Source organism: Streptomyces hoynatensis, assembly GCF_003626535.1.
Classification (GTDB): domain Bacteria; phylum Actinomycetota; class Actinomycetes; order Streptomycetales; family Streptomycetaceae; genus Streptomyces; species Streptomyces hoynatensis.
Window position 1 is genome coordinate 155,653 of sequence record NZ_RBAL01000003.1, and the last position, 24,044, is coordinate 179,696.

Genomic DNA, 24,044 nt, shown 5'->3' on the forward strand with positions numbered 1-24,044 from the left:
CGGCGGCGGGCTCAGCGGGTGCCCACCGCGGTGCGCACCGCCCGCCTGGCCAGCGCCCAGTCCTCGTGCAGCCGCCGCAGGAGCAGCCGCCGTTCCTCGCCCTGGGCCAGGCCGCCGACGGGCGTGGCCACCGGCTGGTGCATCGCCCGCTGCACGGCCTCCTCGCACAGCCTGATCTCGCGGGTGAGCACCAGCATCAGGTTCACCAGGAAGGCGTCGCGGACCGGCTGCCCGCCCGCGTGCGCGGTCTGCGTGATGAGCCGCCTGGCCTGCGGCACGCTCGCCAGCATCGTCCACAGCGTCGCCAGGTCGTAGCCGGGCAGGTACCAGCCGGCCGCCTCCCAGCCGATCAGCACGGGACCGGTCGGGGAGAGCAGGACGTTGCCCAGCGTCGCGCCGCCGTGACAGAACTGCCGCGGCAGCTCCTGCCCGCGCGGGCACAGCCCGTGCAGCAGGGTGTGCAGGTCGCTCACGTCCCGGTCGGTGAGCAGCCCGAGGTTGTGGTAACGCGCCAGCTGCGCCGGGTAGTTGACGGCCTCGGGGAACAGGCCCCGCGGCGGCCGCCAGGCGTTGAGCCGGCCGAAGGCGGCCAGCGCCGCCCGCAGATCGGCGGCCGAGGGCAGGGGCGCGGCGTGCCGCCTGGCGCCCGCCACCCGGCCCGGCACGAACTCGGTCACCAGGGTGCAGCCGTGCGGGTCGTCCGCGATCAGCCGCGGCACCCGCACCGGCGGGCGCAGCCGCACGAAGGAACGGTGGGCGATTATCTCCTGCCGCAGCCGCTCGGCCCTGGCCCCCGCGGGGGCCGGCAGGCACTTGGCCACCGCCGCGCGGCGGCCGGCCATGCCGAGCAGGACGACGGACCCGCCGTCCCGCAGCACCTGCACCGGGCTGAACTCCGGGCAGATCTCGTGCACACCGGACAGCGCGGCGCGCAGCCGTTCCCCTCGCGCGCCCGAGAAGTCGAGCCGGGTCCCCGCGGCCGGGGCCACGGGCCGGCGTTGCCTGGGGGGGCGTTCGCACACGAGCTCGGCACCCGGCGCGTCGGCGAGCCGGCGGCCGGGCCGCGGACGGACAACCGCGGGAGAGGGTGCGGGGTACATAGGCGGACATGGTCCCTTCGTGTGCCGGAAGGTTCACGGCGCTCCCGGACCTGGCACGAGCCGTCTCGGCACCCTGGGGAAATGCCCGCGGCCGGCCAAACCCGGGGAGCGCGAGGTCCACACCACTCCCTCTTACGGGTGGCACACCACCTGGCGGGCCCTGGCGAACCATGGCGAATCGTCATGGGGACGTTGCGCCGCGGTTACTGTCAACTTAGCCGAGATCCTGGGGGCTTGACGTGAGCAGAAGACCCAACACACGGCTCGCGGACCTGTTCCGGCTGACCGGGTGGTCCAAGGGGGAGCTGGCCAGGCTGGTCAACCGGCAGGCGGCGGTCCAGGGCTGCCCTCAGCTGGCAACCGACACCTCGCGAGTGCGGCGCTGGATGGACGTGGGGGAGATCCCGCGCGATCCGGTGCCCGAGGTGCTGGCGATGCTGTTCACCGAGCGACTCGGCCGTGTCGTGACCATCGAGGACCTCGGGTTGCGCCGGCCAGGACAGGCGGGGGCGCGGCCTTCCGTGCACGGACTGCCGTGGACGCCCCGGCGGACAGCCGCGGTCCTCACCGAATTCACGGGAATGGACCTCATGCTCAACCGACGCGGCATGGTGGGTGCGGGCGCCGCGCTCGCCGCAGGATCAGCACTCAGCGATGCCATGCACGACTGGCTGCGGGCCGCACCGGCCCGCGCCGGCACACGTCCTCACGACCCGCTGTCCGACGCCGACCCGGCCGGGCTCGATCGCTACGAGGCGGCTCCGGTCGGCTCCGAGGAGGTCGAGGCGCTGGAACACTCGGTGGACATCTTCCGCGCCTGGGACGCCGCCCGCGGCGGCGGCCTCCAGCGCAAGGCCGTCGTCGGCCAGCTCAACGAGGTCGGCGGCATGCTCGCCTACCGCCATCCCGACCACCTCCAGCGGAGGTTGTGGGGGGTGGCGGCCAACCTCGCGGTGCTGGCGGGCTGGATGTCCCACGACGTCGGCATGGAGCCCACCGCGCAGAAGTACTTCGTGATCGCCGCGCACGCCGCGCGCGAGGGCGGCGACCGCCCGCGCGCCGGGGAGGCGCTCTCCCGGGCCGCGCGCCAGATGGTGCACCTCGGGCGCCCCGACGACGCCCTCGACCTCATGCACCTGGCGCGTTCCGGCATGGGCGAGGAGGCCCTGCCGCGGACCCGGGCGATGCTGTGCACCATCGAGGCCTGGGCGCAGGCGGCGATGGGGCACGGCCAGGCCATGCGCCGCATCCTCGGCCAGGCCGAGGACCTGTTCGTCTCCGACCGCGGGGACGTGCCCCCGCCCAGCTGGATGCAGCTGTTCGACGAGGCCGACCTGCACGGCATGCAGGCCCTCGCCTACCGGACGCTGGCCGAGCACGACCCGGCGGCGGCCCGCCCGGCGGCGCAGCACGCCAGGCGGGCGCTCGCCCTGCGGGAGGGCACGGAACGGCACAGGTCGCGCATCCTCGACCAGATCTCCCTCGCCTCCGCCTGCTTCCTCGGCGACGACCCCGAGCAGGCCGACAGGTACGCCAGGCTCGCGCTCGCGAGCATCTCCGAGAACTCCTCGCACCGCACCTGGGACCGGCTGCGCGAGATGTACCGGCTGACCGGCTACTACGCCGGTTACGCGCGGATCGAGGCGCTGCGCGAGGAGCTCGAACAGGCCATGCCGCCGCGCCCCGCCGCGGGCGCGGCGCTGAGCACCCGCCTGGTCTGAGGGCCGGCCGCGGCCGCCGGCCCGCGCCTGCCCCGCCTCGCCCGCCGCCCCTTCGCGCCCCCGGCCCGCGCCCGCCCGGCATCCGCCCGGCGGGCGGGGGCCGGCGGGCGGGGCAGCGGGGGCGGAACCTGCGAGGGCGACGGTGGCGTCGGGGGGCGGGCGCGGGCCGGGCGGTCAGGGCCGCACGCGGGCGACCAGCACGCAGGCGTCGTCCTCGCGGCCCGCCTCGCCGCACTCTGCCGCGATCACGCCAAGGCCCTCGCCCGCGCTGCCGGCCGCGGACAGCCGCCTGGCCAGACTGATCAGCCGCAGATCCCCGCCGTGCCCGGTGGGCGTCCCCTGCGGGATGGCCGAAAACAGACCGTCAGTATGGAGTACCAGCACGTCGCCCGGCTCCAGCAGATCGGTGCGCTGAGCGTAGACCGCGTCCGTCACGGCGCCGAGCAGCGTCCCCGCCGGGCGCGGCAGCGGCCAGCCCGCGCCCGCCCGGCACAGCATCGGCGCGGGATGACCGGCCTGCGCCCAGGTGAGCACCCGCCCGCCCGGCTCGTAGCGGCAGCACAGCGCGCTGGCCAGCACCGGGTGCGCCTCGCGGTCGAGCAACTGGTTCAGGTGGGCGAGGAGTTCGCCGGGCTCGGCGCCGGTGAGCGCGATGCCGCGGACGGCGCCCAGCGCCGCCGCGGTGCCGACCGCCGCGGCCGGGCCCCGGCCGGACAGGTCGCCCATGCTGAGCACGAAGCCGCCGTCCGGCAGGCGCAGCGTGTCGTACCACTTGCCGCTCGACGGCACCCCGGGTGCCGCAGGCAGGTAGCGCACCGCCAGGTCCAGCGTCCCCGGCGGGCCGTCCGCCCGGGAGGGCGGCGGCGGGGCCAGCCACGGGGCGGGCGCCTGGTCCTGGAGCTCGATGGCCAGGCCGTGCCCCGCCCGGGCGGCGCGGCGCTGCCGCCGCAGCTCCTCCGCGGGGCCCCCCGCCGGCGCGCCCCGGCCCTCCTCCCGTGCCGCGTCCGCCGCGCTGCGCCTGATCTCGCTGAGGTCGCGGATCATGGCCCACATGGCGACCGTGCCGCCCTCCTCGTCGAAGACCGGCTCGCCCACCATCTGCACGGTCCGCAGCGTCCCGTCCGGGCGTACGACGCGGAACTCGCAGTCCACCGGCCGCCCGTCCACCAGGCAGCCGGTGACGGCCCCGGTCAGCGCCGGCTGGTCCTCGGGCGGCAGGCAGGAGGGCAGCTGGTCGAGCGTCAGCGGCCCCTCCTCCACGGGCCTGCCGAAGATCGAGTACAGCTCGTCCGACCACACGACGCCGTCGGTGAGCAGGTTCCACTCGGCGTTGCCGACCCGCTCGCCGAGCCTGGCCAGGCCCTCGCCCTGCGGCCCGGGCCGCAGCCGGGAGAGCTCCTCCGCGACCGCGGAGAGCCCCTCGGCCGCCAGCTCCCACACCGCGTCCCGCAGCCGGTGCCCAGGACCCTCGTCCCGCTCGCCCCGGCGCAGCGCGGCCACGTCCTCGCGCAGCCGCCGGGCGCGCCCGATCAGCTCGTCGAGCGCGGCGCCCGGGGCGAGGCCGTTCGCGGGCGTTTCCGGGTGCTGAGGTGAGTAGCGCATGTGCGAACCCCGATACGGCGCGGTCGGGCCCTGGGCCCAAGCGGTCGGTGGGACGACTTCAGACTGTGGCACAGACTTCCCCGCTCCGTGACAGATTCAGCCGCCGCGGACGCCCGCGGTGACGGGGAGGGCGCCCGGAAGGTGTAGAACGGCTTCTCACCGGCAAGGAGCGCCTGAAGGCACCCTCCCGGCCGCAGGGCCGGGGCGGGGGAGAAATCCCGTTGCCACCGGACCGACCGCCCCGGATGCTGACTCATATGTTCGCCAGTGCCATCGAAACAGACATAGCGCCCAGCGGGACCCTCCTCGGGCTCCTCCAGCGAGGGCGCGGCGACGGGTGGCTGCACGCCCTCGCGGCCCCCCGGGCGGAGGCCGTCGCCGCCCTGGAGCGCTGCGTGCTGCACGACCCACGCCCGGACTGGCGGCTGGAGCACCGTTCCCTGTACTACGCGCGGCTGTACGCCGAGCTCGGCGCCCCTCTCGACGGCATCGCCGCGCACCTGGCCCACCCCAAGGACGCGCAGCGCACCGACGAGGAGCGCACCGGCCTCGCCCTGTCCGTCCTGGGCCACCTCACCTCCTACGGCAACCGCGAGGCCCTCGCGCTGCTGCGCGGCTACGCGGTCCAGGGCAGCAACTGGCGCTGGGCGCTCGACGAGCTGGCGGTGCGGGACGAGGACGCGGGCCTGCGCGCCCTCGGCCCCGAGATCCTGGCCCGCTTCCCGCTCACCGAGGAGGGCGAGGCCGCGCTCACCGCCGCGGTGCGCGACTCCTTCGAGCGGCGCCCCTGGCAGCTGTGGGCCGACGACCCGGACCGGCCCAGGCAGCGGGCCCGGCTGGCGCGCGCCCTGGAGGAGGGCGCCTTCGACCGCTGGCGGCGGCAGTTGCGGCCCTCGGGGCCCCAGCCCGGCTGGAGCGTGCGGGCCGTCCTCGACTGGGCCCAGGAGGGCTACGAGCGTTTCCCGCGGCAGTGGCGGGTGTCCGCCGCCGCGCGCTGCCTGGGCGCCGTGGCCGGGCCCGAGGACCGCGCCGAGCTGGTGGCGACGGCGGCGGACGGGCCGCCCGCGGCGCGGGCCACCGCCCTGCGCCATCTCGCGGAGCGCGGCGCGCCCGAGGCGTTCGGGCTGATCGCGGCGGCCGCCGCCTGCGCCGACCGGGACGTGGCCCGCGCGGCGGTGGCGGCGTTCTCCCGGATGAGCGGCCCCGCCGCCCTGGGCCAGGCGCGCCGCTGGGCGGAGCGGCAGGACGAACTCGGCTCCTGCGCGGCGGCCATGCTCGCCAGCCGCGGACAGGCCGGGGACGCGCCCACCGTGCTGGCGGCGCTGCTGCGGGCGGTGCGCACCCGCGGCCCCAACGCCCGTGAGCTGCGGCCCCTGGTGGAGGGCGCGGGCCGCTTCGGCATCTCGGCCGCCGCGCCCGTGCTGCGCTACGTGTACCGCGAGACGGCCTCCTCCGAACTGCGCGGCCACACCGCGGGCGCGCTGGCCCGCACCGATCCCGGCTTCCCCACCGGCTTCGCCGTCGAGTGCCTGTGGGACTGCGAGGAGGACACCCGCGAACTCGCCGCGCGGTACGCCACCACCGTGGACCACCGGGTCGTCGAGCGCCTGCGCCGCCTGGCCTGCGATCCGGCCGAGCAGGCCGGGGTGCAGACCGTGGTCCGCGGCCGGCTCGCCGGGCGCGCCGGCGGCTGAGGCCCGCGCCGGCCGGCCGCCGCCCGGGCCCGCCCCGGGCGGAATCCTCATGGGACGTTTCCCGAACGGATATGCGGATGTGGGCGGGCGAACACCGGGGTCGGCGACAACGCACGTATGCGCACCTCCCCGATGCGAGTCCTCCTGGTCACCGAGTCCTATCCCCCCGACGTCAACGGCGTGGCCCACTGCACGCTCAGGACCGCGGCCCACCTCGCCGCCCGCGGGCACGAGCCGCTGGTGGTCGCCCCCGCGCCGCCCCCGGGCGTCAGGGGGGTGCCCGACGGCCCCGCTCCCGTCGTGCACGTCCCCTCCCTCCCCCTTCCCGGCTACCCCCAGGTGCGCATCGCGCTCCCGAGCCGGAAGCTCGCCGCCGCCATGGCCGGCCACCGGCCCGACCTGGTCCACCTCGCCGGCCCCTTCGTCCTGGGCGCCCGCGGCGCCTCGCTCGCCACCCGGCTCGGCCTGCCCTCGGTCGCCGTGTACCAGACCGACCTCGCCGGCTACGCCCGCACCTATCTGGGCGCGGGCGAGCAGGCCGCCTGGCGGCGCATCAGGGCGGTGCACGGCGCCGCCGACCTGAACCTCGTCCCCTCCACCGCCTCGCTCAAGGCCCTGGAGGCGCGCGGGGTGCCCAGGCTGCGGCTGTGGCGGCGGGGCGTGGACACCGCCCGCTTCCGCCCCCAGCTGCGCGACGCGCGGCTGCACCGCGAACTCGCCCCGGCCGGCGAGCTGCTCGTCGGCTACGTCGGCAGGCTCGCCCCGGAGAAGCGCGTCGACCTGCTGGCCAGGGCCGCCGCCCTGCCCGGGGTCAGGCTCGTGGTGGTCGGCGAGGGCCCCAGCCTGCCCGCCCTGCGCGCCGCCCTGCCGGGCGCCGCCTTCCTCGGCCGGCGCACCGGCGAGGAACTCGCCGGGATCTACGCCACCCTGGACGCCTTCGTGCACACCGGCCCCTTCGAGACGTTCTGCCAGACCGTGCAGGAGGCGCAGGCCAGCGGCGTCGCGGTGACCGCCCCGGCCGCCGGCGGCCCGCTCGATCTGGTCGAGCACGGCAGGACCGGGCTGCTGGTCCCCCCGGGCGACGCGGAGGCGATCCGGGACGCGGTGGCGGCGCTGCGCGACGACCCGGGCCTGCGCCGGCGGCTGGCCGAGGGCGGCCGGGCGGCCGTGGCGGGACGCACCTGGGAGGCGGTGGGCGACCAGCTGCTCGGGCACTACGAGCGGGTGCTGCACGCCAGGGAGGCGGCCCTGCGATGAGCGGACTGCGCATCGTGCGCCTGGCCAACTTCGTCGCCCCCGCCTCGGGCGGCCTGCGCACCGCGCTGCGCGAGCTCGGCGCCGGCTACCTGGCGGCGGGCCACGAGCCGGTGCTGATCGTGCCGGGCCCCGAGGCCGCCGAGGCCACCACGGCGCAGGGGCGCGTGATCACCCTGCCCGGGCGGCTGCTGCCCGGCACGGGGGGCTACCGGGTGCTCACCGACCGGCGGCGCCTGGCCCGGCTGCTCGCCGCGCTGGCCCCCGACCGGCTGGAGGTCTCCGACCGCACCACGCTGCGCTGGACCGGCGAGTGGGCCAGGCGGCACCGCGTCCCGGCCGTCATGGTCTCCCACGAGAGCGTCGACGGGGTGCTCGCCACCTGGGGCCTGCCGGGCTCGTGGTGCCGCGGCGCCGCCGACCGGCTCAACCGCCGTACGGCGCACGCCTATACGCGGATCGTGTGCACCACGGAGTGGGCGGAGCGCGAGTTCCGCCGGGTCGGGGCGCGCAACGTCGTGCGCGCCCCGCTCGGCGTGGACCTGGAACGCTGCCGCCCGGCCCTGCGCGACCCGGCGCTGCGCGAGAGCCTGGCGGGGGGCGCCGCCGTGCTGCTCGCCCTGTGTTCCCGGCTCTCGCCGGAGAAGCGCCCGGGACTCGCCCTCGACGCCCTGGCCGAACTGCGCCGCCAGGGCCTCGACGCCAGGCTCGTGGTCGCCGGGGACGGGCCGCTGCGCGCCCGCCTCGGGGAGCGGGCCGCGAGCCAACGGCTGCCCGTGGTCTTCACCGGGCACATCGGCGACCCCGCCGACCTCGCCGTGCTCCAGGCCACCGCGGACGTCGTCCTCGCCCCGGGCCCCGCCGAGACCTTCGGCCTGGCCGCCATGGAGGCCCTGGCCTGCGGCACCCCCGTGGTGGCCAGCGCCGCCTCCGCCGTCCCCGCCCTGCTGGGCCGGGCGGGCACCAGCGCCGCGGGGGACGGCGCCTCCTTCGCCGCGGGGGTGCGGCGCCTCCTGGCCAGGCCGGAGGCCGCCCGCCGCGCCGCGGCCAGGGCGCGCGCCGAGCGGTTCCCCTGGCAGACGGCGGTGGACGCCTTCCTCGACGCCCTCCAGGTGCCGCGCACCGCCCGCGGCGAGGGCACCCCACGCGGCGGAAACGTTCCGCACGGCGCGGCTGCTCCCCACGACGAGGTCGCTCCCCACGACGAGGTTTCGCCCCACGACGAGGGCGTGACCCGCGGCGCGAGCGCTCCCCGCGGCGCGAGCGCCCCGCGGGGCGAGGGCGCGCCCGCGCGCGTGCCGCGCCAGGGCGGCGGGCGGTGACCGCCGCGCAGGCGGCGCCGCGGGGCGACGGGGCGCCGCTGCGCTTCGTCGCCCTGGGCGACTCGCTCACCGAGGGCCTCGGCGACCCGCTTCCCGGCGGCGGCTGGCGCGGCTGGGTGCCGCTGCTCGCCGCCTCGCTGCCCGCCCCGGGCGGCGCGGTCCTGGTCACCAACCTGGCCCGCAGCGGGGCCAGAACGGCCGACGCCGCGGGCGGTCAGCTGGCCGCCGCCCGGCGGCTGCGGCCCCACCTGGCGGCCGTGATCGTCGGCGGCAACGACACCCTGCGCTCCGCCTTCGACCTCGGCCGCGCCGCCCGCGACCTGGACGCGGCCGTCGGCACCCTGGCCGCCGAGGGCGCCCTCGTGCTCACCGCCTGCCTGCCGGACCCCGGCGGCCTGCTGCGCCTGCCGCGCCTCCTCACCGCCCCGCTGGCCCGGCGCATGCACGCGCTCAACGAGGTCGTGCACCACGTCTCGCGCCGCCACGGCGCCGGCACCGTTCACGTGCACCTGGCCCGGCACCCGATGGCGGCCGAGCCCGCCGCCTGGAGCGTGGACCGGCTGCACCCCAGCGAACTCGGGCACCGCCTGCTCGCCCGCGAGTTCCACGCCCGGCTGGCCCGCGCCGGCCTGGCCGCCGGGCCCCCGCCCGCGGCCCGCGCCGACCGGCCGCCGCCCACCAGGCTCGCCCGCGCCGGATGGCTGGCGACCCGCGGCACCCGCTGGGTGCTCGCCAGGTCGACCGACCTGCTGCCCGGGCTGCTGCGGCTTGCCCTCACCGAGGCCGGGCACCGGCTGCTCGGCCGGGAGGAGGCCCTGGAACGGGCCGCGCACGAGGCCGCCCGGGCGGCGCTGCGCGGGCTGCCGGGGGCTGCCCCCGTGCGCGGGGAGCTGGCACGATGGCCGGATGAGCGGCAGCGAGGGCACGAGGGGCCACGGCGAGGCGAACGGACGCTGGGAGTTCTGGATTGACCGCGGCGGCACCTTCACCGACGTGATCGGCCGCAGGCCGGACGGCCGCCTGCAGACCGCGAAGCTGCTCTCCCACGACCCCGGGCGCTACCGCGACGCGGCCGTCGCCGGCATCCGCCGCATGCTGGGCACCGCCCCGGACGAGCCGGTGCCCGCCGACCGGATCGCCATCGTCAAGATGGGCACCACGGTCGCCACCAACGCGCTGCTCGAACGGCGCGGCGAGCCCACCGTCCTGGTGATCACCGAGGGGTTCAGGGACGCGCTGCGCATCGCCTACCAGAACCGCCCCCGCCTGTTCGACCGGCGCATCCTGCTGCCCGAGGCGCTGTACGAGCGCGTCGTCGAGGTACCGGAGCGCGTCGGGGCCGACGGCGCCGTCGTGCGCCCGCCGGAACGCGGGCCCGTCGCCGCCGCCTTGCGCCGGGCGCACCGCGACGGCTTCCGCAGCGCGGCCGTCGTCCTGATGCACGGCTACCGCCACCCCGCCCACGAACGCGAGATCGCCGCCCTCGCCCGCGAGGCAGGCTTCACCCAGGTCAGCTGCTCCCACGAGGTCAGCCCGCTGATCAGGCTGGTCTCCCGCGGCGACACCACCGTCGTCGACGCCTACCTCTCCCCGGTGCTGCGCCGCTACGTCGACCAGGTCGCCGGGGAACTGCGCGGCGTGCGGCTGATGTTCATGCAGTCCAACGGCGGGCTGCGGGAGGCGGGCCACTTCCGCGGCAAGGACGCGGTGCTCTCCGGCCCCGCGGGCGGGGTCGTCGGCATGGCCAGGGCCTGCGCCGAGGCCGGCCACCACCGCGTCATCGGCTTCGACATGGGCGGCACCTCGACCGATGTCTCGCACTACGCGGGCGAGTTCGAGCGGGTCTTCGGCACCGAGGTCGCGGGCGTCAGAATGCGCGCCCCCATGATGGACATCCACACCGTCGCCGCCGGCGGCGGCTCGATCCTCCGCTTCGACGGAGCCCGCTACCGCGTCGGCCCCGACTCGGCCGGGGCCGTGCCGGGACCTGCCTGCTACCGCCGCGGCGGGCCGCTCACCGTCACCGACGCCAACGTGATGCTCGGCCGGGTGCAACCCGCCCACTTCCCCCGCGTGTTCGGCCCCGGCGGCGACCTGATGCTGGACGCGGACGTGGTCCGGGAGGGCTTCACCCGCCTCGCGGAGGAGATCACGCGGGCCACGGGGGACGCGCGCGGACCCGAGGAGGTGGCCGCCGGATTCCTGGAGATCGCCGTGCTGAACATGGCGAACGCCGTCAAGAAGATCTCCGTCCAGCGCGGCCACGACGTCACCCGCTACGCCCTGGCCAGCTTCGGCGGCGCGGGCGGCCAGCACGCCTGCGCCGTGGCCGACGCCCTCGGCATCGGCACCGTCGTCGTGCCGCCGCTGGCCGGGGTGCTCTCCGCGTACGGCATCGGCGTGGCCGAGGCGACGGCCCTGCGCGAGCAGTCCGCCGAGAGGGAGCTCACCGCGGAAAGCCTGCCGGGACTGCGCGCCCTGGCCGCGGAACTCGGCGAGCGCACCCGCGCCGAGCTGCGCGCCGACGGCCTCGCCGACGCGGCCATCCGCACCCGCGCCCGCGTCCACCTGCGCTACGCGGGCACCGACGCCGTGCTGCCCGTGGCGCTGGCCGGAGCCGCGGAGATGTCCGCCGAGTTCCACGCCCTGCACCGCGCCCGCTACGGCTTCACCATGAACAAGCCGCTGGTGGCCGCCACCGTGGTGGCCGAGTCCACCGGCGCGGCCGGCCCCCACCGGGACCACGCCTCGCAACTGCCGCCCCGCGAGGGCGCGTTGCGGCCCCTCGCCCGGGTCAGGACGTACACCGGGGGCCGCTGGCGCGACACCCCCCTCTACGCGCGCGAGGGCCTGCGCCCCGGCGACGCGGTCGCCGGGCCCGCCCTCGTCGCCGAGGCGGACGCGACCACCGTGGTCGACCCCGGCTGGCAGGCCGCCGTGGGCGAACGCGGCCACCTGCTGCTCACCCGCGTCGCGCCCCGCCCGGCCGCCACCGCCCTGGGCACCGACGCCGACCCGGTCAAGCTCGAGGTCTTCAACAACCTCTTCATGGCCATCGCCGAGCAGATGGGCGTCCGCCTGGAGAACACCGCCCACTCCGTCAACATCAAGGAGCGGCTCGACTTCTCCTGCGCGCTGTTCGACCCCGAGGGCAACCTCATCGCGAACGCCCCGCACATCCCCGTGCACCTGGGCTCGATGGGGGAGACCATCAAGGAGGTGCTGCGCCGCAACCCCGGCACCATGCGCCCGGGCGACGTCTACGCCGTCAACGACCCCTACCACGGCGGCACCCACCTGCCCGACGTCACGGTGGTCACCCCCGTCTTCGCCGAGCGGCCGGAGCCCGCGGGCGAGCCGCCCGAGCTGCTCTTCCTGGTGGCCTCCCGCGGGCACCACGCCGAGATCGGCGGCATCACCCCGGGATCGATGCCCGCCTTCAGCCGGACGGTGCACGAGGAGGGCGTCCTCTTCGACAACTGGCTGCTGGTCCGCGACGGCAGGCTGCGCGAGGCGGCCACCCGCGCGCTGCTCGCGGACGCCCCCCACCCCTCCCGCGCGCCCGAGGCCAACCTCGCCGACCTGCGCGCCCAGATCGCGGCCAACGAGAAGGGCATCGCCGAACTCCGCGCCCTGATCGACCAGTTCGGCCTCGACGTGGTGCAGGCGTACATGCGGCACGTGCAGGACAACGCCGAGGAGTCCGTGCGGCGCATCATCGCCACCCTCGACGGCGGCTCCTGCCGCTACGAGACCGACTCGGGGGCGGTCATCCGGCTGCGGGTCGCCGTCGACCGCGCCGCCCGTTCCGCCGTGCTCGACTTCTCCGGCACCTCGGCCCAGCAGCCAGGCAACACCAACGCCCCGAGCTCCGTGGTGACGGCCGCCGTGCTCTACGTCTTCCGCACCCTGGTCGACGACGACATCCCGCTCAACAGCGGCTGCCTCAAGCCCCTGGAGATCCGCATCCCGCCCGGCTCGATGCTGGCCCCCGAGTACCCGGCCGCCACCGTGGCGGGCAACGTCGAGACCTCCCAGGCCGTCACCGGGGCCCTGTACGCCGCGCTCGGCGTCCAGGCGGAGGGCTCGGGCACCATGAACAACCTCACCTTCGGCAACGACCGCGTGCAGTACTACGAGACGGTCGCCAGCGGCTCCGGCGCGGGAGAGGGCTTCGCCGGCGCCCCGGCCGTGCAGACCCACATGACCAACTCCCGGCTCACCGACCCCGAGGTGCTCGAACTGCGCTACCCGGTGCGGGTGGTCGACTTCCGCATCCGCGAGGGCAGCGGCGGCGCCGGCAGGTGGCGCGGCGGCGACGGGGTCAGCCGCCGCATCGCCTTCCTGGAGCCGATGACCGTGGCCCTGCTCACCGGCCACCGCCGCGTCCCGCCCTACGGCATGGCCGGCGGGCTGCCCGGAGCCCTCGGCGCCAACCTCGTCGAGCGGGCCGACGGCACGGTCACCCCGCTGCGCGGCAGCGACACCGCGGAGCTCGGCCCCGGCGACGTGCTGGTGCTGCACACCCCGGGCGGCGGCGGATTCGGCCCGCCGGAGGACTGAGCCGGGGTGGGCCGGGCCCGGGGCCCGGCCCCGGCCGGTGCCGCACACGGGTGCGGCCCGCGCCTCACCTCGGCCGGGCCTGCGGCCCGAACAGGTCGAGCAGCCTGACCCGGGCCGCCCGCACCCGGTAGGCCAGGATCTCCGCGATCACCCGGAGCAGCTGGTAGCCGAACGCCGGGTCCGCGTCGCACATCGCCTGCACCTGGCCGCCGTCGAACTCGTAGGCCCGCACCGGGCTGAGCGCCTCCGCCCCGAAGTCCCACTCGTACGGCGGAAACAGCCAGGACCAGCCCAGCAGGTCGCCGGTGTCGAGCGAGGAGACCGCCGTCGGACGCGGCCCCTGCACCCTCAAGTCCAGCGTCACCGTTCCCGAGCGCAGTATCCAGAACCGGTCGGCCCGCCCCCGCTCCTCGAAGATCCGCTCGCCCTGCGCGAAGGACACCTCCCGCGCCACGGAGAGCAGCCGTTCCCGGTGACCGGCGGGCAGGATGCGGATCAGGCGGCGTGGAGCCGACATCGCCGGGCCACCTCCCTCAGCGGCGCACGATCCCCTTCGGCGGGGCTCTGTGCCATTGCACCCCGAACGGCCCACCCGCGCATCCGGAGCCGCCGCCACCCCGGCGGGTCCGGGCCCGGCCCTGGGTCGCCGCCCGGGCGCGGGTCCGCGACAGTGGTGCCGAGGCCCGACGAGGACCCGACGAACCCAGCCGAGGCCCGACGAGGAAGGGAGGACCGTGGACGCCACCCCGCAGCCGGAGGAGGACGGGGCCCCGCCCCCGGAGGCCCCCCTGCCCGCGGGCGCCCGCGCCGTCCTCCTGCTCGGCCCGGACGCCGAGGTGCTCGGCGCCACCTGCGGCGCCGAGCTGCTGACCGGCCGCCCGCCGGGCGGGCTGCGCGGCGTGCGGCTGCCCGAGCTGCTCACCGAGCCCGCGACCTGGCCGGTGCTCGCCGGGGCCGACGAGCCCGTCCGCGGCATGAACGCGCTGCGCCACCCGGACGGGCGCGCCGTCGAGGTGGAACTCGCCGTCTGCCCGCTGCTCGCCGAGGGCCCGGGCCGGCTCCTCGTCGCGCTGACCCCGGGCGAGGCCGCCAGGCGCCGCGAGGAGGACCAGGCGCTGGTGCGCGCCCTGTTCGACCAGCGGCGCGTGGGCCTGGCCATCCACGACGCCGAACTCCTGATCAGCCGGATCAACCTCGACCCGGGCACGCTGCTCACCGGCACGCCGGGACCGCCAAAGCGCCTGCCCGCGCCGCTGGAGTCGATGGTGGTGCCCGAGGACGCGCAGGCCATCCTGGAACGGCTGCGCACCGTCGCCGTCACCGGCGAGCCTCTCGCCTACTGGGAGCACTCCGCCCGCCTGGTCGACGCGCCCGACCGGGAGCGGGTGCTGGCCATCTCCGGCATGCAGCTGCTGAGCCCGGATCAGCTGCTGCTCGGGATCGTCAGCCTCTTCAACGACATCACCGAGCAGCACCAGAGCCGCCGCCGGATGGATCTGCTGCACACCGCGGCCAAGCGCATCGGGGCCTCGCTCGACGTGCACCACAACGCCGAGGCGCTGACCCGGGTCCTCGTCCCCGAGTTCGCCGACCTGGCCGCCGTCGACCTCGCCGAGGCGGTGCTGGGCGGCGACGAGCCGGGACCCGCGCTCTCCGGCGCCGCCCTCAGACGCGTGGCCACCACCTTCGTCGGGAACGGCTGGCCCGCCGACGTCTTCGCCCGGGGCGCCGCCTTCCACATCGAGCACCTGGACGGCCCGGGCGCCGCCGAGGGGCTGGCCACGCTGGAGCCGGGCGAGGACGCGCTGCGGGTGCGGGCCGCGGACACCGGGGCGGCAGGACCGCGGGCGCGCGAGCTGCTGCCGGCCGGGGGCTCGCGCATGGTGCTCGCGCTGCGGGCCCGCGGCCAGGTGCTCGGCTGCATCTCCCTGTGGCGCGGCACCGGCCGCACCCGCTTCACCCGGCAGGACGCCGACCTGGCCGAGGAGGTCGGCTCGCGCGCCGCCCTCAGCGTGGACAACGCCCGCAGGTACACCCGCGAGCACCGCACCCTGGAGACCCTCCAGCGCAGCCTGCTGCCGCAGCCGGTGTACGAGCTGACCGCCGCCAAGACCGCGGGCAGCTACGTGCCGGCCGGGACCGCGGCGGGGATCGGCGGCGGCTGGTACGACGTCATCCCGCTGTCCTCGGCGCGGGTCGCGTTCGTCATCGGCGACGTCGCGGGGCACGGGCTGAGCGCCACCGCGACCATGGGGCGGCTGCGCACCGCCGTGCAGACCCTCGCCGATCTCGACCTGGCCCCGGACGAGTTGCTGACCAGGCTCGACGACCTGGCCATCAGGCTCGCCGACACGCCGCGCCCCGGCGGCTCCGTCGGCGGCGCCATCGGCGCCACCTGCCTGTACTGCGTCTACGACCCGGTCAGCGGGGGCTGCAGCATGGCCGCGGCGGGGCGGCTGCCCCCGCTGGTCGCCCGGCCGGGGGAGCCCGCGGTGGAGGCGCCGCTGAAGGCGGGGCCGCCGCTGGGCGTCGGCGGCACCCCCTTCGAGAGCGTGCGGGTCCGCGTCGACCCGGGCAGCCTGCTGGTCTTCTACAGCGAGGAACTCGTCGCGCAGAACCCCCAGAACGCCCGGCCGGCCCGCGACCCGCAGGAGGCCGGGGAGGGCGCGGAGGCCGGGGAGGGCGGGAACGCCACGGGCGGCGAGGCGCGCCAGGCCGACGCGGGCGGGGGCGTCCGGGACGCCGGGGACGCCGGCGGGGCGGCACAGGCCACGGACGCCGGGGGCGCCGGGGAGGGGCGGGGCGTGCCGGGGGACGAGGGCCCCACCCGGGAGGAACGGGCGCGGCTGCTGCGGGAGCGGGTCACCGCGGAGGCGGCGGCGGGACACAGCCCCGCCGAGATCGGCCAGGCCCTGCTCGACGCCCTGCTGCCGCGGCGCGCCCCGGCCAACGACGTCGCCCTGCTCGTCGCCCAGGTCAGGCCGCTGCCGCCCGCCGCCACCATGGACTGGCAGTTCCCCGCCGAGCCCGCCGTCGTCGGCCGGGCGCGCGACGTCGTCATCGCCCAGCTCGTCGAGTGGGGCCTGGCAGGCAACGCCTTCCCCACCGAACTCATCGTCAGCGAGCTGGTCACCAACGCCATCCGCTACGCGGGCGGCCCCGTGGGGCTGCGCCTGATCCGCGACGAGACCCTGGTGTGCGAGGTGTCGGACCCCAGCGAGACCCAGCCCCACCTGCGGCGCGCCAGGCCGACCGACGAGGGCGGGCGCGGCCTGTTCCTCGTCGCCCAGCTCGCCCACCGCTGGGGCAGCAGGTACACCGCGGCGGGCAAGACGATCTGGACGGAGCAGCCCCTGGACCGCGGTTGACGCCCGCTCCCGCCGCCGGGCCCAACCCGTCCCGGCGGGCGGGCCGTTGTGCGGCCCCAGGGGCAGGGGCCGCCCCCGCGCGCGTCACGGCCTGTCGGTGCCAGCGCCTAAGGTTCTCCTCGTGACCGCACCACCGCCTGTGACCTCGGACGACCAGCCCGCCGTCCCCGGCGCGCGGCCGGCCCCCGGCCCCGCGGCGGACGAGGGCCTGGCGCGCCGGCTGCGCGCCCTGGCCTGCACCGCGCCCCTGCACGACCTGGACGCGCGCAAGGCCAACCTGGCGGGCGAGTACAGCACCTACGCCATGGCGGAGATCGCGCTGGCCGCCATCGACCTGGTCACCCTGAGCATGGACTTCGACGCGGGCGCGGACCACGAGCAGATCGTGGCCAGGCTCCTGCCGCGCATCGCCGCCCAGGCCCCCGGGCGCGCCCCCGCGGAGCACGAGCGCGTGGCCCGCTGGGTTCTGGACAACCTGATCAACGTCGGCAGCGTCGACCGGGGCTTCCGCGCCGTCTACGGCACCTTCGGGCCGGACGGCGCATATGTGCGCAGGGACTACGACTTCAAGCTCATCGAGGAGGTGCCGGGACCCGGCGGCGGGGTCTACCTGCGCACCACGGACGAGGCGGTCAACGTGCTCGTCGGCGCCCTGGACACCGACGTCACCAGCGCCCAGATCGCGGCCGAGGTCAAGCTGGAGGTGCTGATCAGCCGCGGCCGGCTGGCCGACGCCCAGCTCGCGGCCGAGCAGGCGCGCTACCGCACCGTCCAGTACGCCGAGACCCTGCGCCGCACCCTGGAGACCACCAGGCGCAACGTCCGGGCCGTCGACTGGCTGCACGCCGTCCCCGACATGATCAGCGAGGCGCTGGACCACATCGCCGACCGCTACCGCCACGAGAACGCGATCCTCACCCACATCCGCCGGGCCCGCGACGAGGCCACCGGCGCCGGGCCCAAGCTGCGCGCCGCCGAGCTCGTCGACATCGTCAAGGACTGCATCCGCCGCCACACCCAGCTGCAGACCCGGCTGCTCGAGGCGGGCCCGCTGTTCCGCGCCGAGCAGGACCGGCAGGCGTTCCAGCCCCCGGCCGCCCGCGCCGGCACCGACCTGTACGGGCAGTTGCTCGCCCCGCTGCTGCCCGCGCCGCTGGAGCGGGCCACCCGCGTCACCGACGCCTTCTTCGCCCGCGGCACCGGCCCGCGCCCGCCCGGCGCCGTGCGGCTCGCCGACCTCGCCGAGCTGCTGCTCACCCCGCCAGCGCCCCGCGAGCACCTGGGGGCCGAGCTGCCCGAGCCCGACCTGATCGCCACCCCGGACGACAGCCGTTTCAGCGAGGAGCAGCTCGCCGCCGCCCTCGACCTGCTGCGGCTGCCGCAGGACGCGCCGCGCCGGCTCTCCGGCCTGCTCGCCGAGGCGCGGCGCACCGACCCCGACCTGCCCTACCTGGTGGCCCTGCTCGCGGTGCACGCCGCGAGCCCCGCCGTGGGCACCGCCTACCGGCAGGGGGAGAGCCGGCTGCTGTTCGCGGTGGACGACGGGACCCCGCTGGAGGACCCGGAGTTCGGCGGCGCCGACCTCATCGTCGGCACGGCCCTGCTGGACGCGGCCGGCATGGCCGCGGCCCGCGCGGAGCCCGCCCCGTGACCCCGGCCCACGGCCGCCCGGCCGGCCCGCGCGGCGCCCGGCCGGCGCACCCCGCCCCCGGCCCGCCCGGCCCCCCGGGCCCGCCCCCGTTCCCCCACTGCCCGTCCCACCACGCGCCCGCGCCGGGGAGCTCCCCCCGGGCACGGGCCGCCGTGCGATCCGCGAGGAGCCCACGCCGATGAGTGACCCCGGCCACGAGACCGCGAGCGAGACCAGAGGCGCCCCGACGCCCGCCGACGCCGCCGACGCCGCGCGGCTGGTCTCCTTCGGCCTGCAGCCGAGGCTGCTGCCCGCCCGCGACGCCGAGTACGGCGCCCTGCTGCGGCGCTACCAGGAGGAGCCCGCCTTCGCCAGGCTCGCCGACGCCGTCGCCACCGGCCTCGGCCTGGTCGTGCTCGAAGTGTCCGCCCGGGCGGGAATGGCCGTGGCCGCCGCGGAGGACTCCGTCTTCGCCGTCCGCATGGGCGAGTACGCGCGCCGCGCCGCGGCCGACCCCGCCGACCGCTTCCTGCACGGCCTCGCGCACCTGGCCGTGGCCGCCCTGGCCTTCCCCCGCCCCGAGGACCTCGCCGACGACGGCTACCTGGGCCGCATCACCGTCAACGGCGTCGAGTCCTTCGTCCGCGAGGCCTGCCGCCGCCTGGCGGAACGCGCCGCGGAGCAGGGCGAGAACACCGACCCGGCCGCCGACGCCCCCGGCCTGGAGGCGGCCTGGCGGGTCTACGCCAGGCGCAGCGCCACCGGCGCCACCAAGGACGCCCGGCGGCTGGCCGGCTCCACGACCGGCATCGTCGGCAAGGCCGTCGCCTTCCTCGCGGACTCCGGCTTCCTGCAGCGCACCGGGGACGAGGCGGGCGGCGCCTACCGCACCACCCCCCGCTACCAGCTCCAGGTCCGCGACCTGGCCGCGGGCGCGGCCATGGCCGAACTGCTCGACCTCGGCATCGTCCCCGTCGCCGACGGCAGCGCGTCGCTGCTGCCACCGGACGACGGCGCCCTCGGCCTCGCCGAGGGCGCGGGTCTGCCCTTCTACGGCTGAGAGAGGCCCCCATGTACGAGCTTTCCAGGGTCCGCCTCTACTCCATCGGGCCCGCGGGCGCCCGCTACGCCGACACCGTCCTCGACCTGCGCGGCGTCGGCGACCCCGTGCCCCACCCGGCCCCGGCGCAGGCCGACTTCTTCGAGGAGGAACCCACGGGCCCGCCGCGCCGCCCGGCCCCGGCCGGGGTCCTCTTCCTGGAGAACGGCGGCGGCAAGTCCGTGCTGCTGAAGCTGATCTTCTCGGTGATGCTGCCGGGCCACCGCAACACCCTGGGCGGCGCCAGCTCCGGCGTGCTGCGCAAATTCCTCCTCGCCGACGACTGCGGTCACGTCGCGCTCGAATGGCAGCACACCCTCACCGGGGAGACCGTCGTCGTGGGCAAGGTCAGCGAGTGGCGCGGCCGTCAGGTCTCCGGGGACCCGCGCAAGTTCGCCGAGGCCTGGTACTCCTTCCGGCCCGGTCCGGGGATGAGCCTCGACTCCCTGCCGGTGGCCGAGTCCACCGCCCTGCGCCCGCGGGCCGACGGCGCCTCGGGCGCCAGGGGGCGCCGCCGCACCATGAAGGGCTTCCGGGACGTCCTCACCGAGACCGGCAAGGCCTACCCCAACCTGGACGTGGTCTGGGAGGAGGTCCACGAGCGCTGGATCGAGCACCTGAACCGCCTCGGCCTCGACCCCGAACTCTTCCGCTACCAGCGGGAGATGAACGCCGACGAGGGCGAGGCCGCCGGCCTGTTCGCGGTCAAGAACGACTCGGACTTCACCGACCTGCTGCTGCGCGCCGTCACCGACACCCGCGACACCGACGGCCTGGCCGACCTCGTGCACGGCTTCGCCCACAAGCTCGGCCGCCGCGCCGAACTCGCCGCGGAGCGCGACTTCACCGCGGGCTCCCTCGACCTGCTCACCCGGATCACCGAGGCCGCCGCCGCGCGCGACGCGGCCCGCGCGGTCCACGCCGGCGCCGAGCGGCGCACCCGGGCCCTCGCCGCCCGCCTGGCCGCCCGCGGGGAGCGGGAGCGCGGCCTGGCCGCCGAGCTCGCCGAGCGGGTGGCCGCCGCCGGGCGCGCGGTGACCGAGGCGGAAGGGGCCCGCGAGCACGCCGCCCTGACCGCGGCGGAGCTGGCCTACCGCCACGCCACGCTGGCGCTCGGCGCGGCGGAGAAGGCCGCCACGGCCCAGCGCCGCGAGCTGACGGAGGCCCGCACGCTGCACTCCGCCTGGCAGGCCGCGGAGACCGTGCTCCAGCACCGGGCCGCGGCCGACCGCGCGGCGCGGGTGGCCGCCGCCATCCGGGAGGCCGAGCGGGACGCCGCCCCCGCCCTCGCCGCCCGCGGGCGGGCCGCCGCCGCCCTGGTCCGCGCCCTGCACGCGGCGGCCGCCGCGGCGGAGCGCGCCGCGGCCGAGCAGGAGGAGCGTTCCGCCGCCATCCAGGCCGAGGCGGAGGCCGCGCACCGCGACGCCACCACCGCGGCCACCGAGGCGCAGCGCGCCCGCAGCGAGAGCGCCCACCTGCGGCAGCGGCTGGCCGAGGCCGAGCAGGAGACCGCGGAGGCGGTACGGGCCGGCTGGCTCGCGGGCACCGACCCGGCCAGGGCCGCCCTGGCCGCGGGCGACGCGGCGGCCCAGGCCGCCACCGCCCTGGCCTCGGCCAGAGAGGCCGCCGCCAGGACCGCCGAGCTGGCCGGGCAGGCCACGGCCGAGCACACCAGGGCCGAGCTGGCCGCCGCCCGCGCCGCGGACGCCGCGCAGGCCGCCAGGTCCGCCTGGGCGGCCGAGCACCGCACCGCCGCCGCCCTGGCCGCCGAGCCGCACCTCGCCCGGCTCCTCGGCCTCGCCCCCGGCGGGAGGGACGGCGCAGCGGAGGGCGCACCCGGGGCGCGGCGCCCGGGTCCCGAGGCGGAGGAGCCGGGCGAGCCCGGGCTGACCGCCGAGGAGCTCGACCGGAACGCCGAGTTGCTCGGCGAGCTGCTCGACGAGCGCGTCTCCGCCGCCGAGCGGCAGCTGTTCGAGCTGCGCACCGCCGCCGCCGACGACGCCCGCATCCTCGCCGCCCTCGGCGACGGCGGGCTGCTGCCGCCCGGCCCCGACGTGCTGGCCACCGTCGAGTTCCTCGGCGAGCACGGCATCCCGGCCCTGCCCGGCTGGCGCTACCTCGCCCAGGCCGTCGACCCGGCCGACCACGCCGCCGTGCTGGCGGCGCGGCCCGAGCTGGTCGACGGGGTCGTCATCACCGACCCGCACAGCCACGCCCGTGCCCGGGAGGTGCTCTCGGGCGCCGCCCTGCTCCCGCGTTCCGCCGTCGCCGTCGGCACCGCGGCCGCGCTGCTCGCCCCCACCCCGCCGCCCGGCGGGCGCGACAGCGGCGTCTTCCTCGTGCCGCCCAACCCGGCGATGCACGACGAGCGCGCCGCCGACGACGAGCGCCGCGCGCTGCGCGAGCGCGCCACCGCCCGGGATGCGGAGATCCGTTCCCTCGCCGCCCGGGTCTCCGCCGACCGCACCCTCTCCGCCAGGCTCGCCTCCTGGCGCACGGGCTGCCCCGCCGGGCGCCTGGCGGAGCTGGCCGCGGCGGCCGAGCGGGCCGGGGCCGAGGCCGAGGCGGCCCGCGAGCGGCTGGCCGCGGCCGAGGCCGCCAGGGCCGCCGCCGAGGAGGCAGCCGCCGAGGCGGCCAGGGCCCGCGACGAGCGGCAGGAGGCGGCCCAGCGCGCCGCCCGGGCGGCCGACGCCCTCCAGGGCCTGGCCTTCCGGCTGCGCGAACGCACCCGCTGGCAGGCCGGGTTGAAGGAGCTGGCCGCCGAGGCGGCCGAGGCGGAGGCCAGGGCCGCCGAGCTGCTCGCCCGCGCCAGGGCCGCCGACGAGGACCGCCGTACCGCGCAGCGCGCCGCCGACGACGCGCGCCGCACGGCAAGCGCCCTGCGCGCCGAGCGCGCGGAGGTCTCCGGCGCCCCCGAGGGCGCGGCCGACTCCGCCGCGGACCCCGGCCCCGAGTCCGGCGGCGGGGGAGGGAAGCCGCCCTCGCTGCCGGCCCTGCGCGAGGCGTACCGCACCGCCTCCCGGCTGTACGAGAAGGTCGGCGTCGGCGCCGACCTGCGGGCCGAGCAGGCGCGGGCGGAGAGCGAGGAGAGCGCCGCGCTCGCCGCCCTCGACCGGCTGAGCAACAAGGTCCGCACCCGCGCCGCCCGGCTCCTGGAGGGTCCCGAGGGCGCCGACGGCCCCTCGCGGCAGGCCGCCGCGGCCCGTGCCGAGTCCCTGGTCCAGCTGCTTGAGTCCCGGGCGGGTGCCGCCAGCGAGCGGCTCGGCCGCCTGCGCGGCGAGGCCGAGCGCCTGGCGCCCGCCGAGGGGGCGGCGCACATCGAGCTGCCGGAAGGGCAGATCCCGGGCGACGCGGAGCAGGCCAGGGAGCTGCTGCGCGCCGCGACCGCCGCGCTCTCCGCCCGCGAGGCCGCCCTGGAGGCGGCCCGGCAGGCCCACGAGGAGCTGGCGCGCGACCACCGGGCCGCGCAGGAGGGCGCGGGCGGGTTCGAGGAGATCGCCGCGCTGCTGCGCGACCTGCTGCGCGACCCCGCCCCCGGCGCCTCCCGCGAGCAGCCGGGGGCCGAGGCGGGGGAGGCGGCCGCGCGGCCCGCCGAGCCGTACCCGGGTTCGCCGGCCGAGGCCAGGCAGGCCGCGACGGAGGCCCGCCGCGCGCTGCGCGCGCACGCCGCCGAGCTCGCCGCCGCGGAGGCCGCGGTCCGCGAGGCCGCGGACCGCCTGGTGCGGCACGCCAACGCGGCGCGCTACGAGCAGGTCCGCACGCCGGCCAGGCAGCAGATCCGCGAGCTGCCCGCCGCGGCCCTTTCCACCCACGCCGCGGCCTGGGCCGAGGCGTTCGCGCCGCGGCTGCGGGTGCTGACCGACGAGCTGGCCCAGCTCGAACGCAACCGGGACGGCATCGTGGACCGGCTGCGCGGGCTGGTCGAGTCGAGCCTGACCACCCTGCGCTCGGCCCAGCGCCTGTCCCGGCTGCCCGAGGGACTTGGCGAGTGGTCGGGCCAGGAGTTCCTGCGCATCCGCTTCGAGGACCCGGACCAGGCGACGCTGAGCGACGTGCTCGGCGAGGTCGTCGACGAGACGACCCGCGCGGCCGTCAGGAAGAACTCGGACCTGCGCCGCGACGGGATGTCCCTGCTGCTGCGCGGGGTGCACGCCGCCCTCGGGCCGCGCGGGGTGAGCGTGGAGATCCTCAAGCCCGACGCCGTGCTGCGCGCCGAGCGCGTTCCGGTCGGCCAGATGGGCGACGTGTTCTCCGGCGGCCAGCTGCTCACCGCGGCCATCGCGCTGTACTGCACGATGGCGGCGCTGCGCGGCAACGACCGCGGCCGCGACCGGCACCGCCACGCGGGCACCCTCTTCCTGGACAACCCCATCGGCCGCGCCAACGCCACCTACCTGCTGGAGCTCCAGCGGGCGGTCGCCGACGCCCTCGGCGTCCAGCTGCTGTACACGACGGGCCTGTTCGACACGACCGCGCTGGCCGAGTTCCCCCTGGTGATCCGGTTGCGCAACGACGCCGACCTGCGGGCCGGCCTGAAGTACATCACCGTCGAGGAGCACCTGCGGCCCGGCCTGCCGAGCCCGGAGCCGGACCCGGCGGCGCACGGGGAGATCACCACGACCCGGATCTTCCGCAAGCCCCCCTCCACCCGCCCCTGAGCGCCGGCGCGCGCCCCGCGCCCCGGCCCGCGC

13 protein-coding genes are annotated in these 24,044 nt (G+C 77.6%); 10 read left to right on the forward strand and 3 right to left on the reverse strand.

Features of this window, described 5'->3' with window-relative positions:
- Positions 1–11: 11 nt before the first annotated feature.
- Complete coding sequence (locus tag D7294_RS06565) at positions 12–1,100, reverse strand: phosphotransferase (protein WP_120676522.1); 1,089 nt, start codon at positions 1,098–1,100, stop codon at positions 12–14.
- 239 nt (positions 1,101–1,339) lie between these two features.
- On the opposite strand from D7294_RS06565, the gene D7294_RS06570 reads away from it, so the two are divergent.
- A complete protein-coding gene (locus D7294_RS06570) occupies positions 1,340–2,821 on the forward strand; it encodes a DNA-binding protein NsdB (protein ID WP_120676524.1) in 1,482 nt (493 codons plus the stop codon).
- Positions 2,822–2,995: 174 nt separating this feature from the next.
- On the opposite strand, the gene D7294_RS06575 is transcribed toward D7294_RS06570, so the two are convergent.
- Positions 2,996–4,423, reverse strand: a complete 1,428-nt coding sequence (locus D7294_RS06575; RefSeq protein ID WP_120676527.1) for a SpoIIE family protein phosphatase — start codon at positions 4,421–4,423, stop codon at positions 2,996–2,998.
- Between the two features lie 257 nt (positions 4,424–4,680).
- On the opposite strand from D7294_RS06575, the gene D7294_RS06580 reads away from it, so the two are divergent.
- The 5 genes from D7294_RS06580 to D7294_RS06600 all read left to right on the forward strand — a co-directional run bounded on the left by D7294_RS06580 (position 4,681) and on the right by D7294_RS06600 (position 13,256).
- Entirely contained in the window at positions 4,681–6,117 is a 1,437-nt protein-coding gene (locus D7294_RS06580) for a HEAT repeat domain-containing protein (protein ID WP_120676529.1), read from the forward strand.
- A 132-nt stretch (positions 6,118–6,249) separates the two neighbouring features.
- Positions 6,250–7,374 (forward strand): glycosyltransferase family 4 protein, encoded by a 1,125-nt coding sequence (locus D7294_RS06585; RefSeq protein WP_120677088.1) that lies wholly within the window; start codon positions 6,250–6,252, stop codon positions 7,372–7,374.
- Positions 7,371–8,693, forward strand: coding sequence for a glycosyltransferase (locus D7294_RS06590; protein WP_120676531.1), 1,323 nt, complete (start codon positions 7,371–7,373; stop codon positions 8,691–8,693). Before D7294_RS06585 ends, D7294_RS06590 begins: the two co-directional genes overlap by 4 nt.
- A complete protein-coding gene (locus tag D7294_RS06595) occupies positions 8,690–9,664 on the forward strand; it encodes an SGNH/GDSL hydrolase family protein (protein ID WP_174248285.1) in 975 nt (324 codons plus the stop codon). The genes D7294_RS06590 and D7294_RS06595 overlap by 4 nt, the downstream gene beginning before the upstream one ends.
- A complete protein-coding gene (locus D7294_RS06600; protein ID WP_120676533.1) occupies positions 9,600–13,256 on the forward strand; it encodes a hydantoinase B/oxoprolinase family protein in 3,657 nt (1,218 codons plus the stop codon). Before D7294_RS06595 ends, D7294_RS06600 begins: the two co-directional genes overlap by 65 nt.
- A gap of 64 nt (positions 13,257–13,320) precedes the next feature.
- Here the strand turns inward: D7294_RS06600 and D7294_RS06605 are convergent, their stop codons facing one another.
- Entirely contained in the window at positions 13,321–13,773 is a 453-nt protein-coding gene (locus D7294_RS06605; protein WP_120676536.1) for a Crp/Fnr family transcriptional regulator, read from the reverse strand.
- A gap of 217 nt (positions 13,774–13,990) precedes the next feature.
- Between D7294_RS06605 and D7294_RS32905 the strand changes: the two genes are divergently transcribed.
- From D7294_RS32905 to D7294_RS06625, 4 genes are all read left to right on the forward strand, one after another.
- Complete coding sequence (locus D7294_RS32905; RefSeq protein ID WP_120676538.1) at positions 13,991–16,624, forward strand: ATP-binding SpoIIE family protein phosphatase; 2,634 nt, start codon at positions 13,991–13,993, stop codon at positions 16,622–16,624.
- A 121-nt stretch (positions 16,625–16,745) separates the two neighbouring features.
- Positions 16,746–18,275 (forward strand): hypothetical protein, encoded by a 1,530-nt coding sequence (locus D7294_RS06615; RefSeq protein WP_120676540.1) that lies wholly within the window; start codon positions 16,746–16,748, stop codon positions 18,273–18,275.
- A gap of 178 nt (positions 18,276–18,453) precedes the next feature.
- Positions 18,454–19,314, forward strand: coding sequence for a hypothetical protein (locus tag D7294_RS06620; RefSeq protein ID WP_120676542.1), 861 nt, complete (start codon positions 18,454–18,456; stop codon positions 19,312–19,314).
- Positions 19,315–19,325: 11 nt separating this feature from the next.
- A complete protein-coding gene (locus D7294_RS06625) occupies positions 19,326–24,011 on the forward strand; it encodes a coiled-coil domain-containing protein (RefSeq protein WP_120676544.1) in 4,686 nt (1,561 codons plus the stop codon).
- The last annotated feature ends 33 nt before the right edge of the window (positions 24,012–24,044 follow it).

Coding starts and splice junctions, on each gene's coding strand:
- D7294_RS06565 (WP_120676522.1), bottom strand. CDS start 1,100: ATGTACCCCGCACCCTCTCCCGCGGTTGTCCGTCCGCGGCCCGGCCGC.
- D7294_RS06605 (WP_120676536.1), bottom strand. CDS start 13,773: ATGTCGGCTCCACGCCGCCTGATCCGCATCCTGCCCGCCGGTCACCGG.
- D7294_RS06600 (WP_120676533.1), top strand. CDS start 9,600: ATGAGCGGCAGCGAGGGCACGAGGGGCCACGGCGAGGCGAACGGACGC.
- D7294_RS06580 (WP_120676529.1), top strand. CDS start 4,681: ATGTTCGCCAGTGCCATCGAAACAGACATAGCGCCCAGCGGGACCCTC.
- D7294_RS06625 (WP_120676544.1), top strand. CDS start 19,326: ATGTACGAGCTTTCCAGGGTCCGCCTCTACTCCATCGGGCCCGCGGGC.
- D7294_RS06575 (WP_120676527.1), bottom strand. CDS start 4,423: ATGCGCTACTCACCTCAGCACCCGGAAACGCCCGCGAACGGCCTCGCC.
- D7294_RS06585 (WP_120677088.1), top strand. CDS start 6,250: ATGCGAGTCCTCCTGGTCACCGAGTCCTATCCCCCCGACGTCAACGGC.
- D7294_RS06620 (WP_120676542.1), top strand. CDS start 18,454: ATGAGTGACCCCGGCCACGAGACCGCGAGCGAGACCAGAGGCGCCCCG.
- D7294_RS06590 (WP_120676531.1), top strand. CDS start 7,371: ATGAGCGGACTGCGCATCGTGCGCCTGGCCAACTTCGTCGCCCCCGCC.